Below are 12,196 nucleotides of genomic sequence, written 5' to 3'. Positions count from 1 at the left end.
GCCGATGGATCTGGACACGGCCTTGGGAGGGATCCGTGACGACGCTCAGCTTCATCGCTCATCAGGACGACGATCTGCTCTTCATGAACCCGGACATCGCGTCGGACGTGTGGGACGGTCAGGACGTCTGGATCGTGTACCTGACCGCGGGGGACATCCCGCACCGCCCCGGCACCTCGTACGGGGGCATGCAGTACGCGGAGATGCGCATCGACGGGGTCCGCGCGGCCTACGCGAAGACCGCCGGGGTGACGAACGACTGGCACTACGAGCAGATGACGTTCGGCGGCCACCCGCTGCCCACGAACAGGCTCGCGGGCACCAACGTGCGCATCGTCTACACCTACGTCCACGCCGCCGCCGGCCCGGAGGACAACTTCGGTGACCTGTGGCGCCTGCTGAACGTGCCGGGCTTCCGGGCCCGGCCGATCGACGGGCGCCCGGAGTACACCTACCACGGGTTCGTCGGCATGATCCGCGGCGTGATCGACCACGTCGGCCCGGACCTCATCCGCACGGGCAGCTCGATCGGTCACCGCGAAGGCGACCACATCGACCACACGGCGGCCGCGATCCTGGTCGCCGACGCGAACACCGACGACCACGGCCGCACCGCCGTCCTGCGGCAGGAGTACACCGGCTACCGGCTGCTCAACTTCCCGGAGAACGTCGAAGAGCCGTTGTGCGGCAAGAAGACCGAGATCTGGGACGAGTACTGGCCGCACGACCCGGAGCTCAACCGGTGGAGCTGGCGGGGCGCGATGAGCAGGCGGTACGCGCCGGAGGGAAGGCTCTTCCACCCCGGCGTACCGTGGATCCCGCCGGGGGACTTCGCGAGCTCGGTGGCCTGATCACCCCGTTTCGCTGGAGGGCTGTAGTTCTGCAAGCGCACGAAGTGCCCGAGCTCCACGAGGGTGACGTGGTCGTGGTGTCCAGCCCAGTCGTCACGGTGACCGTCGCGAAGGTCTCCCGCTTCCACGTCTTCCTCGAGTGGCCGTGGAAGACGAAGGACCCGAAGTCGGAGTTCGACTGGGACGGCACCGTCGCGTTCCCCAGGGACCCCGACAGCCCGGACTGGCTGAACACGCCGTGGCGGTTGGAGAGCGATCCGGAAGACCTCGAGGCCGGCGACTCGGTGGAGCTGTCGATTCCCGGCGTCGAGGTCGTGGTCCTGTCCGTCGAGGTCCTGGAGCGGCCACGTGACATGGGCTGGCTGCCCCGTCCCACTCTGCTGCTGGAGCTGTGCGCGACCGAGTTCGCCGACGACCCGGAGGCCGGTTTCGTCCTCTACTGCGACACCGGCGAACCGATCTCGATCACCCCTTGATCCCGGTCTCCGTCACCCCGCGCACCAGCCACCGTTGCATCGCCACGAACACGATGACCAGCGGGGTGATGGAGACCGCCGCCGCCAGGAACAGCTCGTGCACGTTGATCGACTGAGCCGTGAGGAACGTCGACAACGCCACCTGAACGGTCCACGAGTCCTGGTCCTGGGCGATCACCAACGGCCACAGGAACTGGTTCCACGACGTCACGAACGCGATCACGCCCAAAGCCGCGAAGAACCCGCGCGAGTTCGGCACGACGACGCGCCAGAACGTGCCCCAGTGCCCGAGGCCGTCGATTCGCGCGGCCTCTTCCAGCTCTCGCGGGAAGTTCAGGAAGTACTGCCGGAACAGGAACGCCGTGAACCCGCTGAACAGCCCGGGAATCACCAGTCCGCGCAGGTCGGAGACCCATCCCAGCGTCGACACGACGACGAACGTGGGCACGAACGTCACCGCCGCCGGAATCATCAGAGTGGCGACGACGAGGTAGAACACGACATTCGAGTACCGGTACGGAATCCGCGCGAGCCCATAACCGGCCAGTGAGCACAAGAGCAGCTGCCCGGCCGTCTGCAGAACGGCCACCACCAAGGAGTTCACCATGCTCCGCACCAACGGCACGGCCGGATTGCTGAACAGCTCGCCGAAGTTCTCCCACCGCACCGACGACGGCAGGAAGGTCCACGAGGCCGCGCTGATCTCCGCCTCGGACACGAGCCCGTTGCGCACCACGAGGTAGAACGGCACGAGGAACAACACGGCCGCCACCGACAAAGCCAGGTACCGCAGGGCTTTCACCGTCGTACCGCCCTTCCCTGCAGCAGCGTCACGGCGACGATCAGCAACGTCAGGATCACCGCGCCCGCGCTGCCGTGCCCGAAGTCCTGCCCGCCGCTGCCCAGAGCCGTGTAGTACAGGTAGATCAACGGTGGCCGGGCGAACGGCGGGTAACCGCGGTCGGTGCCGAGCACGTTGTAGAACTCGTCGAACGCCTGATAAGCCCCGATCAGGAGCAACAGCAACACCGCGACCGAAGTGGTGCGCAGCTGCGGCAGCGTCACGAACCGGAACGCCTGCCACGCTCGTGCGCCGTCCAACGCCGCCGCCTCGTACAGGACGGCGGGAATCCGTTGCAGGCCGGCGATGAACAGGATCATGTAGAACCCGAGCTGCAACCAGAGCCGCAGCGTCACGAGCACGAGCCAGTACCAGGGCGGCGACGTGGAGACGGTCCACGCCACCGGATCCGCGCCGAACCAGCCCAGCGCCGTGTTCGCGAGACCCGAGCGGAGCCCGTTGAAGAGCGAGAGCTTCCACACCAGCGACGCCACAACGTACGAGCACGCCGTCGGCAGGAAGAACACCGACCGGAAGAACGCCTGCATGAAGCCGATCTGGCTGACCAGCAACGCCAGGGCGAGGGCCAGCACGAACGTCAGCGGCACGATGAACGCCGCGAACACGCTGAACGTGCCGAGGCTGCTCAGGAACGGCCCGTCGGTCAGCATGTCCGCGTAGTTGCGCAGCCCGACGAACTCCGTCGGCGTCACCGTGTTGCGCGCGTCGAAGAACGACAGCAACAGGCTCCAGCCGATCGGCACGTACACGAACACGAGCAGCCCCGCGGCGAACGGGCCGACGAACAGCCAGAACGCGCGTCCGTTCCTCATCCGTACAGGCGCTTCAACTCGTCACGGGCGACGCCCGCCGCGGTCTTCAGCTCCTGATCGGCGGGAGCGCCGTCGCGGACCACCCGCGACACGGCGTCGTTGAACGCCGTGCGCATCACCGAGGTCCAGTCCGGCGGGTTGGACGCCTTCGCGTTGTCCCGCACGAACTTCACCGCGTCGGCCGCCGCACCCGTGGTCAGCTTCGAGGCCTTCTCCGAGATGCTCCTGCGCGGCGGGATGTGGAAGCCGTAGCTGAGGTTGAAGTCCTCCTGGTAGTCGGTCTTCTCGATCCACAACCACTTCACGAAGTCCTTGGCCTCGTCGATCCGCTTCGACTTCGCGTTGACCATCGCGCCGAACGCCCCGACCGGCACGCTGGGCTTGCCGCCGCCACCCAGGGAGGGGAACGGCAGCACGCCGAAGTCGTCACCCAGCGCCTTGACGACCGCCGGCACCGCCCACAGCCCGCTCCACTGCATCGCGACGAGGCCCTGCGTGAACGCGTCCGGCTCCGCCCAGTCCTTCACCGCCCCCAGCAGCAGGCTGCCGCTCGTGTAGAGCACGCGGAGCTTGCCGATCGCCGTGGCCGCCAGGGGATCGTCGAACCCGACCTGGCGCTCCCGCACGTAGTCGAGGCCCGCGGACCACAGCGCGGGCCCGCCCAGCACGCCGCCACCGCCGTCGTTGCCGGCGAAGAGGCCCTTGACCGAACCCGTGGTGAGACGTCGCGCCGCGTCGATCAGCTCGTCCACCGTGGACGGTGGCTGGACGCCGGCGGACGTGAAGAAGCTCTTGCGGTAGAACAGCATCTGCATGTCCACGGCCTGCGGTACGCCGTAGATCCTCCCGTCGACGGTGTGCGTCGCGAGGATGGACTCGGAGAAGTCGGACCTGGCGTCACCGAAGACGTCGTCGAGCGGCACCAGCTGGCCCGCCCTGACCGAGCTGAGCTGGGGCGTGGACTCGAAGACGTCCGGCCCGCCGTCGGACAGCAGGCTCGTCGAGAGCTTCGAGTCGTAGTCGCCGGGGTTCCACTGCACGTCGACCGGAGTCTTCGCGTACGCCTTGGCGTAGCGCTCGACGGCCTGCTGCACGCCGGGTTCGCCGTACGCGTGGTACCACTGCTTGAGGGCCTGGCCGCTGCCGCCCCGGCCGGTGTTCGACCCGCACGCCGCGAGCAGTGCGCTCGCACCGGCGAGGGAGAGGAGTCTGCGTCGGGAGATCACTCACCCCGTCTTACTCCGATCACCCGAAGTGCGCGAGTGGTTACTCGAAGTGCGCAACGACGACGTTCGCGAAGTTGACAACGTACTCGCGGCCGTCGGGCCCGGGAATCGGCTGCGTGTGGCCGTTCCGGACGATCTGGGTCAACCGCGGCGCGAGGTCGTCCCGCGTCTCGGCGGTGACGGTGAGGGAGATCGGGTTCGGGTTGGCGGCGAGGAACAGCACGAGTTTGCTCATGCCGTTCAGCAAACCGCGTTCCGGCGACGGGCTGAGGGCGGTTCCGCTGCCAGCGATTCCGCCCTCAGCAGATCACTTGCGGAAGAACCGCTCCCGCTGACCGAGGCGCACGAGCTTGACCCACTCGACGAACGCCTTCGGGTCCTTCTTCACGGCGAGGAAGTACAGCCCGAACCGGAACACCTCGAGCGCACCGAGCTTGCGCATGCCCGGCTGCGACAGCAGGTACCCGCGGTTGCGGTAGGTGTAGTAGCGCTTGATCGGGTTCTCCGGGTCCTGGGCGTGGAACTTGCCGCCCAGCATCGGCTTGAACTCGTCCGAGCCGTCCGGGTGCACGTACGCGACCCGCAGGGACGTGCCGAACGGCAGCCCCGAGCGCACCATCCGCCGGTGGACCTCCACCTCGTCGCCGCGGAAGAACAGCCGATAGTCCGGCACGCCGACGACGTCCAGCGTGGAGGCGCGGAACAGCGCCCCGTTGAACAGCGAGGCGATGCCCGGCAGGAAGTCGGTGCCGAGTTCGGCCGCCGAGCGCTTCCACGTCAGGCCGCGCCGCAGCGGGAACGCGAGCTTGTCCGGGCTGTCGATGTTCGTGACGACCGGGGAGATCTCCGCGAGACCCCGGCGCTCCGCCTCCTCCAGGAGGACGGACAGCACGTTCTCGTCGGCCGGGCGGCCGTCGTCGTCGGCCAGCCACACCCAGTCCGCGCCGAGGGACAGCGCGTGCAGGATGCCCAGCGCGAAGCCGCCGGCGCCGCCGAGGTTGCGGTGAGACGGCAGGTACGTGGTGGGCAACGGGCACTGCTCGACGAGGTCGCCGACCGGCTGGTCGGGTCCGTTGTCGACGACCACCAGGTGGTCGGGCACGCGTGTCTGGGTCGCCAGGGCCTTCAGCGACTCGGCCAGCAGCTCCCTGCGGTGGCGGGTGACCACCACCGCCACGACGGAGCCCTTGGGCAGCGCCTCGAGGTTCACGGTCTACTCGCCACCATTTCCGCTGAGAACGGGGGTCTCCTCGTGCTGGTGCGTCCGCTCGAAGGGGTCGAAGCCCTTGTACGCGGTCAGCACCTCGCGCAGGCCACCGAACATCTTGACGTGGCCCTCGTCCATCCAGATCGCCTTGTCGCAGAACTCCGCGAGGAACTCGTCGGAGTGGTTCGCGAACACCAGCAGACCGGAGCGTGCCACCAGGTCCTTGAGGCGGTCGCGGGCCTTCGCCATGAACGCCGCGTCGACCGCGCCGATGCCCTCGTCGAGCAGCAGGATCTCCGGGTTGATCGACGTGACCACGCCGAGCGCCAACCGGACGCGCATGCCCGTCGAGTACGTGCGCAGCGGCATCTGCAGGTAGTCACCGAGCTCGGTGAACTGCGCGATGTCGTCGACGCGGGTTTCCATCTGCTTGCGGGTCATGCCGAGGAACAGGCCCCGGATCATGATGTTCTCGTACCCGGAGATCTCCGGGTCCATGCCGACGCCGAGGTCGAAGACCGGCGCCACCTTGCCGACGATGCGCGAGTGGCCGCGGGTGGGCTCGTAGATGCCCGCCAGCAGGCGCAGCAGCGTCGACTTGCCGGCGCCGTTGTGGCCGACCAGGCCGACGCGGTCGCCGTCCTTGAGCGACAGCGTGATGTCGTGCAGCGCTTCGATTATCGGGACGCGGCCTTCGGACTCGATCTTGCCGCCGACCTTGCCGAGCGCGAGCTTCTTCAACGACCTCGACTTCGCGTCGAAGATCGGGAAGTCGACCGATGCGTTCCAGACGTCGATGCTGACCATGGGGTGTCGACCTCCTTCTAGACCCAGTAGGAAACGCGGGCGCGGTAGTTGCGCAGGATCACCAGCGCGGCGAACCAGCCGAGGACGGTGAAACCGCCGACGATCACCCAGTGGTGCCAGTCGACCACGTGGCCGAGCAGCGGAGCCCTGACGACCTCGACGAAGTGGTACACCGGGTTGAGCTCGGCGACCAGGACGCGCCAGCCGGCGTCGCCGCCACCGGTGACCTTGGTGAGGATGCTGGCGTCCCAGACGATCGGGGTCATGAAGAACACCAGGTTGATGAAGCTGTTCACCACCGGCGGGATGTCGCGGAAGCGCGTGCTGATCACGCCGAAGAGCAGGGCGACCCACACGGCGTTCACCGTGAGCAGCGCGAGACCGGGGATCGCGAGCAGCATCGTCCAGCTCAGACCGGGGTTCATCGGGCCGTTCGGGGTCATCTGGTACGGGTGGTCGAGCGAGCTGAAGAAGATCAGCAGCACGACCACGTAGACCACGAGGTTGTGCATGAGGAACAGCACCTGACGCCACACCATCCGCATCACGTGGATGGTGATGGGGGCGGGCAGGTGCTTGATCAGGCCCTCGTTGACGATGAAGACGTCGGTGCCCTCGACGACGCAGCCGAGGATGAAGTTCCAGATGATGAACCCGACCGTGACGTACGGCAGGAACGTGTCGATCGGCGTGCCCAGCAGCTGCGAGTACAGCAGGCCCAGCGCCAGGGCCGTGGTCGCCATCGAGATGGTGATCCACAACGGGCCGATGACCGATCGGCGGTAGCGCTGCTTGATGTCCTGCCAGCCGAGGTGGCCCCACAGTTCGCGGTGGTCCCACGCTTCCCGCACATCAGCGAACGCACGTTTGAAGCTGCGCGACTTGACGGCAGGGGGCGCCTCTGCTTGGTCGAGCGTACTGGTGGCTTGCACGAGGACTGAGCGTACCGGCGACCGATGAGAGACATGCTCACCGGTCGGTCACGGTGCGATCAGACCTTGATCACCTTGACGATGACCTGTTCGTGGTCGTAGGTGTACCCGAGGTAGTCGAACTCGAGGCCGTGGGCCGCGACGTGCTCCAGCCAGGCCTTGTGCTCGTGCTCCTGCCACTGCGGGTAGTTGAAGTACTCGTCGAAGACGATGATGCTGCCCTCGACCAGACGCGGTCCGACCAGGTCGAGAACGGTCTTGGTGGACGAGTACAGGTCGCAGTCGACGTGCAGGAACGTCACCGGGCCCTCGTGGTCGGCGAGGAACTTCGGCAGCGTCTCGTCGAACCACCCGGCGACGAGCTCGGCACCCGGCACGTCCGGCAGGCCGTCCATCGTGAACGTGCCGGCGGGGAACCCGTTGCGCCAGTTCTCCGGCAGGCCCTCGAACGAGTCGAAGCCGTAGACGCCGGAACCCTCGCGGGCGTTCGCGATGATCTTGAGCGTGCCGCCGGTGTAGACGCCGAACTCCAGCGCCATACCGCCCTCGGGCGCCTGCGCCAGCGCGAACTCGAGGGTCTCGTGCGGCGAGCCGAAGTGCGGGACCCGCGGCATGTTCTTGTGCACGAACTGGGCGCTCTGCAGCGAGGCTTCCCGGTCCGCGGCGAACACGATGTCGCGACGGGCCCGCACCTCGTGGCCGACGGTGTGGTCGACGATCCGGTTCGCCTGCTGGGCGACCTCGTCGCGCAACCCGTCCAGCTGTGCCTGGATGCGGGCGATCTGCTCCTGTTGCGGCTTCAGGGCGTCCTGGATGAGTTCGATGGCTTTGACACGAAGCTTGTGACGAAGCTGCTTGGCCTGCAGGCCATTGCGGACTCGGTCGAGCACGGTGGCTCCTCTCCAGAACGGTCAGCGCGCATCGTAGAGCCAACCCCTCGCCTGTTAGCTAGAGGTACTGACCCGTCCCTTTGCCTGTTGTTCCGCCTTCGTTACCTTCACCGCCGCTGCCGGCGGGCAGGGCACGGCCGCGCATCTGCTCCAGCTGGGCGCGAGCGGCCATCTGCTGTGCGAACAACGCGGTCTGGATGCCGTGGAAGAGGCCCTCCAGCCAGCCGACGAGCTGGGCCTGCGCGATCCGCAGCTCGGCGTCGGACGGGGTGCCCTCCTCCGTGAACGGCAGCGAGAGGCGCTCCAGCTCGTCGCGCAGCTCCGGCGCGAGGCCGTCCTCGAGCTCCTCGATCGACCGCTTGTGGATCTCCTTGAGGCGGTTGCGGCTCGCCTCGTCCAGAGGTGCCGCGCGGACCTCCTCCAGCAGCTGCTTGATCATCGTGCCGATCCGCATCACCTTGGCCGGCTGTTCGACGAGGTCGGCGATGTCGCCGTCCTGTCCGCCGACGATTACGACGGGCTGCTCCTGGTTCATGGTCTCCATCCTCGCGTGATTCACGTTTTCGAAACCAATCGGGGTGGGGCTGGTCGTCACCGTGTTTGCTCGCATACGTACGGTGTTAGACATGGCGTTCGACGTCGCGCGAGTACGAGGGCTCTTCCCCGCGCTCGGCGACGGCTGGGTACACCTCGACGCACCCGCCGGCATGCAGGTGCCCGAGCAGGTCGCCACCGCCGTCTCCACCGCGTTGCGCGCCCCGGTCTCCGGACCCGGTGGCATCTTCCCCGCCTCCCAGCGGGCGCAGGGCATCGTCGACGCCGCCCGCCGGTCCGTCGCGGACCTCGTCGGTGCCGATCCCGCCGGCGTCGTCCTCGGACCGTCCTCCGCGGTGTTGCTGCAACGCCTCGCCGACGCGATGACCGACGACTGGTTCATGGGTGACGAGGTCCTGGTTTCCCGGTTGGACCACCCGGCGAACATCGCGCCGTGGCTGAGGGCGACCCAGCGCACCGGCAGCGCGGTCAAATGGGCAGAGATAGACATCGAGACGTGCGAGCTGCCGAGCTGGCAGTTCGACGAGCTCGTCACCGACCGCACGAAGCTGATCGCCATCACGGCCGCGTCCGGTGTCGTCGGCACCCGGCCGGACCTGGGCAAGATCTCCGCGGTGGCCCGCGAGCACGGTTCGCTGATGGTGGTCGACGCCTCGTCCGCGGCGCCGTTCGTGCCGTTGGACATCGTTGGCATGGGTGCCGACGTCGTGGCTCTCTCCGCTGGTCAGTGGGGCGGTCCGCCGGTCGGTGCGCTGGTGTTCCGCGACCCGTCGGTGCTGGAGCGGCTGCCGTCGGTCTCGGTCGACCCGACAGCGCGCGGCCCGGAAAGGCTCGAGCTCGGCCCGCACGCGTATCCGATGCTCGCCGGGCTCGTTGCGTCGGTCGAGTACCTCGCGGACCTCGACGACGCGGCGACCGGCACGCGCCGGGAGCGGTTGCTGACGTCGCTGGGATCCGTGAAGGCGTACCAGGCCGGGCTGCTCGCTAACCTCATCAACGAACTGCGCTCGCTGCGGCACGTGATGGTGATCGGCGACGCCATGCGCCGGGTGCCCGCGCTGGCGTTCTCGATCGCCGGGGTCAAGGCGGAGGACGGCGTCGAGCACCTCGCGTCCCGGGGCGTCTGCGCGTTCGCCGACCCCGGCCGGTACGGGGTGTTCTCGGTGCTGGGCGTCGGTGAGATCGGCGGCGCCATCCGCATCGGGCTGGCGCACTACACGAACGCGGTGGAGATGGACGACCTGGTCCGGGCGGTGGCCGAACTGGGCTGAGGGAATTCGGGAGAGCATCTTTGGACGACTCGCTGGCTCGCGAGCTCGCGGATCTCTCGGCCCTGCAGCGCCTCGGCTCCCTGAACACCGAGTACCTCCCGCAGCTCTTGGGAGACCTCCGGCCGGCCACTCTCGTCGCGGTGATGGACGAGATCGTGCTGGGCGCCCGCACCGTCCTGGTGGCGCTGGGCTGCGGTTCGTCCTCGGTCCTGCTGGCGCGTTTGTTGCAGCAGCGCGGCTTCGGGCACCTGTTGTCGATCGAGCACGACGAACGCACGGCTGCTTTCGTTGCGTCACAAATAAGACGTGAGGGTCTGGGCTCGGCCGCCCGTGTGGTGCACGCGTCTTTGTCCCGGCATCCGGCGGCGTTGTCGCGGCACGGCCAGTGGTACGCGCCGCAGCAGGTGCACGACGAAGTGCTCGGGTACGTCGAGAGGTTCGGTCTGGTGGACCTGCTGCTCGTGGACGGGCCGGGGTCCGGTGACTCGCGTTATCCGGCGTTGCCCGTGCTCAGCGCCGTGCTGGCGCCGGGGGCGACGGTGCTGGCCGACGACGCGGACCGGCCGGACGAGCAGTCGGTGCTGACGCGGTGGTCCGGGGAGTTCGGGCTGGAGTTCGCCGTGACTCCCCGGACCTCGCTGGCCGTGGCTAAAGCTCTCGCTTGAGCAGGACCTTGCCGAAGACGTCGCTCGCCTCCAGCAGCCGGTGCGCCTCGGCGGCGTCCGACATCGGCACGACCTTCCCGACGATCGGCTTGACCGCACCGCTCTCGATCAACGGCCACAGGTGTTCGCGGACCTGGGCGACGATCGCGCCCTTGCCCTCGACGGTCCGGCCGCGCAACCCGGTCGCCATCACCGACGCCCGCTTGGCGAGCAGCTTGCCGATCGGCAGCTCGCCCTTCACGCCGCCCTGCATGCCGATGATCATCAACCGGCCGTCCGGGGCGAGGACGTCGATGTTGCGGGGGAGGTAGGAGGCGCCCATGTTGTCGAGGACGACGTCGGCCTGCCCGACCTCGGCCACGAAGTCCTGGGTCTTGTAGTTGACGGTGATGTCGGCGCCGAGCTCCGCGCACTTCCGCAGGCGTTCGTCGGAGCCCGCGGTGACCGCGACGGTCGCGCCGAGAGCCTTGGCGACCTGGATGGCGTGCGTGCCGATGCCGCCCGCGCCGCCGTGCACGAGGAACGTCTCGCCGAGCTTGAGGCGGCCGTCCATCACGACGTTCGACCAGACCGTGCAGGCGACCTCGGGCAGTGCGGCGGCCGTGACGACGTCGACGCCCTGGGGGACCGGCAGGACCTGGGCCGCGGGCACGACGACCTTCTCCGCGTAGCCGCCGCCGGCCAGCAGCGCGCACACCTCGTCGCCGACGTTCCAGCCGGTGACGCCGTCGCCGACCGCCGCGATGACGCCGGAGCACTCCAGCCCGATGACGTCCGACGCGCCCTTGGGCGGTGGGTAGAGACCCTGACGCTGCAACAGGTCCGCGCGGTTGACCGCACTCGCGGCGACGTCGATCAGCACCTCGCCGTGGCCGGGGACCGGGTCGGCGACCTCGGTCCACTCGAGCACTTCGGGGCCGCCGGGTTCGCGAACTGTGATGGCACGCATACAGTCGACCGTAATACCGTTCGACAGGTCCGGCACCATCGGATCATGGACGCCTGGCCGCTGCGACACCTCGTTCTCCGCACCCCGCGCCTGGAGCTGCGCCCGGACGACGACGCAGGGCTGTTCGAGCTCGTCGACGTCGCGCTCGCCGGTGTGCACGACCCGGCCGAGATGCCGTTCAACGTGCCGTGGACCGACACCGTCGCCGACGACGGCGGGCTGGGGATGCTCCAGCACTTCTGGGGGATGCGCGCCCGGCTCACGGCGAAGGACTGGGTGATCACGTTCATCGTCCGGCACGAGGGCAGGGCGATCGGCGTGCAGGACGTCGGCGCGCGCGACTTCGCGGCGCTGCGCGAGGTGGGCACCGGCTCGTGGCTCGGCAAGGGTTTCCAGGGCGTGGGATTCGGCACGGAGATGCGTGTGGCCGTTCTGCAGTTCGCGTTCGACCACCTGGGCGCGCGCATCGCTCGTTCGGCGGCTTGGCAGGGCAACCACGCGTCGAACCGCGTCAGCGCCAAGCTCGGCTACGTGCACGACGGCACAGTGGGCCTCGCACCGCGCGGAGAACGCCTTGAGCACGTGCGATTGCGTTTGGACGAGGCGAATTTCGTCCGCCCGGAGTGGAAAGTCGCGGTCGAGGGGCTAGCGGAGTGTGTTCACCTGATCACCAGCTGAACTCCCGCCGACCGA

Annotated in this window: 15 protein-coding genes; 5 read left to right on the top strand and 10 right to left on the bottom strand. The window is 68.3% G+C overall.

The genetic code is table 11. The features are described from left to right. Positions 1–35 precede the first annotated feature (35 nt). Positions 36–851, top strand: a complete 816-nt coding sequence (locus ACWF7A_RS10715) for a PIG-L family deacetylase (protein WP_452250226.1) — start codon at positions 36–38, stop codon at positions 849–851. A 44-nt stretch (positions 852–895) separates the two neighbouring features. Continuing rightward, positions 896–1,327: a hypothetical protein gene (locus tag ACWF7A_RS10710; protein WP_452250225.1), complete on the top strand. Its 432-nt coding sequence runs from the start codon at positions 896–898 to the stop codon at positions 1,325–1,327. Here ACWF7A_RS10710 and ACWF7A_RS10705 read toward each other — a convergent pair. The 9 genes from ACWF7A_RS10705 to ACWF7A_RS10665 all read right to left on the bottom strand — a co-directional run bounded on the left by ACWF7A_RS10705 (position 1,317) and on the right by ACWF7A_RS10665 (position 8,598). Then, positions 1,317–2,129 carry a carbohydrate ABC transporter permease gene (locus ACWF7A_RS10705; protein ID WP_452250224.1) on the bottom strand — a complete coding sequence of 271 codons (813 nt, stop codon included), beginning with the start codon at positions 2,127–2,129 and terminating at the stop codon, positions 1,317–1,319. The genes ACWF7A_RS10710 and ACWF7A_RS10705 overlap by 11 nt on opposite strands. Further along, positions 2,126–3,001, bottom strand: coding sequence for a carbohydrate ABC transporter permease (locus ACWF7A_RS10700; RefSeq protein WP_452250223.1), 876 nt, complete (start codon positions 2,999–3,001; stop codon positions 2,126–2,128). The genes ACWF7A_RS10705 and ACWF7A_RS10700 overlap by 4 nt, the downstream gene beginning before the upstream one ends. Continuing rightward, positions 2,998–4,227 (bottom strand): ABC transporter substrate-binding protein, encoded by a 1,230-nt coding sequence (locus ACWF7A_RS10695; RefSeq protein ID WP_452250222.1) that lies wholly within the window; start codon positions 4,225–4,227, stop codon positions 2,998–3,000. Before ACWF7A_RS10695 ends, ACWF7A_RS10700 begins: the two co-directional genes overlap by 4 nt. 40 nt (positions 4,228–4,267) lie before the next feature. Next, positions 4,268–4,462, bottom strand: a complete 195-nt coding sequence (locus ACWF7A_RS10690; protein ID WP_452250221.1) for a hypothetical protein — start codon at positions 4,460–4,462, stop codon at positions 4,268–4,270. Positions 4,463–4,534: 72 nt separating this feature from the next. Next, positions 4,535–5,437, bottom strand: a complete 903-nt coding sequence (gene glfT1, locus ACWF7A_RS10685) for a galactofuranosyltransferase GlfT1 (RefSeq protein WP_452250220.1) — start codon at positions 5,435–5,437, stop codon at positions 4,535–4,537. A gap of 3 nt (positions 5,438–5,440) precedes the next feature. Then, positions 5,441–6,241, bottom strand: coding sequence for a galactan export ABC transporter ATP-binding subunit Wzt/RfbE (gene wzt, locus ACWF7A_RS10680; RefSeq protein ID WP_452250219.1), 801 nt, complete (start codon positions 6,239–6,241; stop codon positions 5,441–5,443). A gap of 17 nt (positions 6,242–6,258) precedes the next feature. Beyond that, positions 6,259–7,173: a galactan export ABC transporter permease subunit Wzm/RfbD gene (gene wzm / locus ACWF7A_RS10675; protein WP_452250218.1), complete on the bottom strand. Its 915-nt coding sequence runs from the start codon at positions 7,171–7,173 to the stop codon at positions 6,259–6,261. A 59-nt stretch (positions 7,174–7,232) separates the two neighbouring features. After that, on the bottom strand, positions 7,233–8,063 hold the full coding sequence (locus tag ACWF7A_RS10670) for a class I SAM-dependent methyltransferase (protein ID WP_452250217.1): 831 nt from the start codon (positions 8,061–8,063) through the stop codon (positions 7,233–7,235). A 58-nt stretch (positions 8,064–8,121) separates the two neighbouring features. Beyond that, on the bottom strand, positions 8,122–8,598 hold the full coding sequence (locus tag ACWF7A_RS10665) for a bacterial proteasome activator family protein (protein ID WP_229693593.1): 477 nt from the start codon (positions 8,596–8,598) through the stop codon (positions 8,122–8,124). A 91-nt stretch (positions 8,599–8,689) separates the two neighbouring features. On the opposite strand from ACWF7A_RS10665, the gene ACWF7A_RS10660 reads away from it, so the two are divergent. Then, entirely contained in the window at positions 8,690–9,889 is a 1,200-nt protein-coding gene (locus tag ACWF7A_RS10660) for a cysteine desulfurase-like protein (protein WP_452250216.1), read from the top strand. Positions 9,890–9,909: 20 nt separating this feature from the next. After that, positions 9,910–10,554: a class I SAM-dependent methyltransferase gene (locus ACWF7A_RS10655; protein ID WP_452250215.1), complete on the top strand. Its 645-nt coding sequence runs from the start codon at positions 9,910–9,912 to the stop codon at positions 10,552–10,554. Here the strand turns inward: ACWF7A_RS10655 and ACWF7A_RS10650 are convergent. Beyond that, complete coding sequence (locus ACWF7A_RS10650; RefSeq protein ID WP_452250214.1) at positions 10,538–11,503, bottom strand: NAD(P)H-quinone oxidoreductase; 966 nt, start codon at positions 11,501–11,503, stop codon at positions 10,538–10,540. The genes ACWF7A_RS10655 and ACWF7A_RS10650 overlap by 17 nt on opposite strands. A gap of 45 nt (positions 11,504–11,548) precedes the next feature. Between ACWF7A_RS10650 and ACWF7A_RS10645 the strand changes: the two genes are divergently transcribed. Continuing rightward, positions 11,549–12,181 (top strand): GNAT family N-acetyltransferase, encoded by a 633-nt coding sequence (locus tag ACWF7A_RS10645; protein ID WP_452250213.1) that lies wholly within the window; start codon positions 11,549–11,551, stop codon positions 12,179–12,181. Positions 12,182–12,196: the final 15 nt, after the last annotated feature.

This window comes from Lentzea sp. NPDC055074, assembly GCF_053608005.1.
The sequence above is the reverse complement of the archived record's forward strand: the minus strand, read 5'-3'. Positions and strand labels throughout refer to the sequence as shown.

What these genes read in the sequence shown, in the direction of transcription:
- ACWF7A_RS10650 (WP_452250214.1), bottom strand. Translation starts at nt 11,503, where the DNA reads ATGCGTGCCATCACAGTTCGCGAACCCGGCGGCCCCGAAGTGCTCGAG.
- ACWF7A_RS10700 (WP_452250223.1), bottom strand. Translation starts at nt 3,001, where the DNA reads ATGAGGAACGGACGCGCGTTCTGGCTGTTCGTCGGCCCGTTCGCCGCG.
- ACWF7A_RS10665 (WP_229693593.1), bottom strand. Translation starts at nt 8,598, where the DNA reads ATGAACCAGGAGCAGCCCGTCGTAATCGTCGGCGGACAGGACGGCGAC.
- ACWF7A_RS10690 (WP_452250221.1), bottom strand. Translation starts at nt 4,462, where the DNA reads ATGAGCAAACTCGTGCTGTTCCTCGCCGCCAACCCGAACCCGATCTCC.
- ACWF7A_RS10660 (WP_452250216.1), top strand. Translation starts at nt 8,690, where the DNA reads ATGGCGTTCGACGTCGCGCGAGTACGAGGGCTCTTCCCCGCGCTCGGC.
- wzt (WP_452250219.1), bottom strand. Translation starts at nt 6,241, where the DNA reads ATGGTCAGCATCGACGTCTGGAACGCATCGGTCGACTTCCCGATCTTC.
- ACWF7A_RS10645 (WP_452250213.1), top strand. Translation starts at nt 11,549, where the DNA reads ATGGACGCCTGGCCGCTGCGACACCTCGTTCTCCGCACCCCGCGCCTG.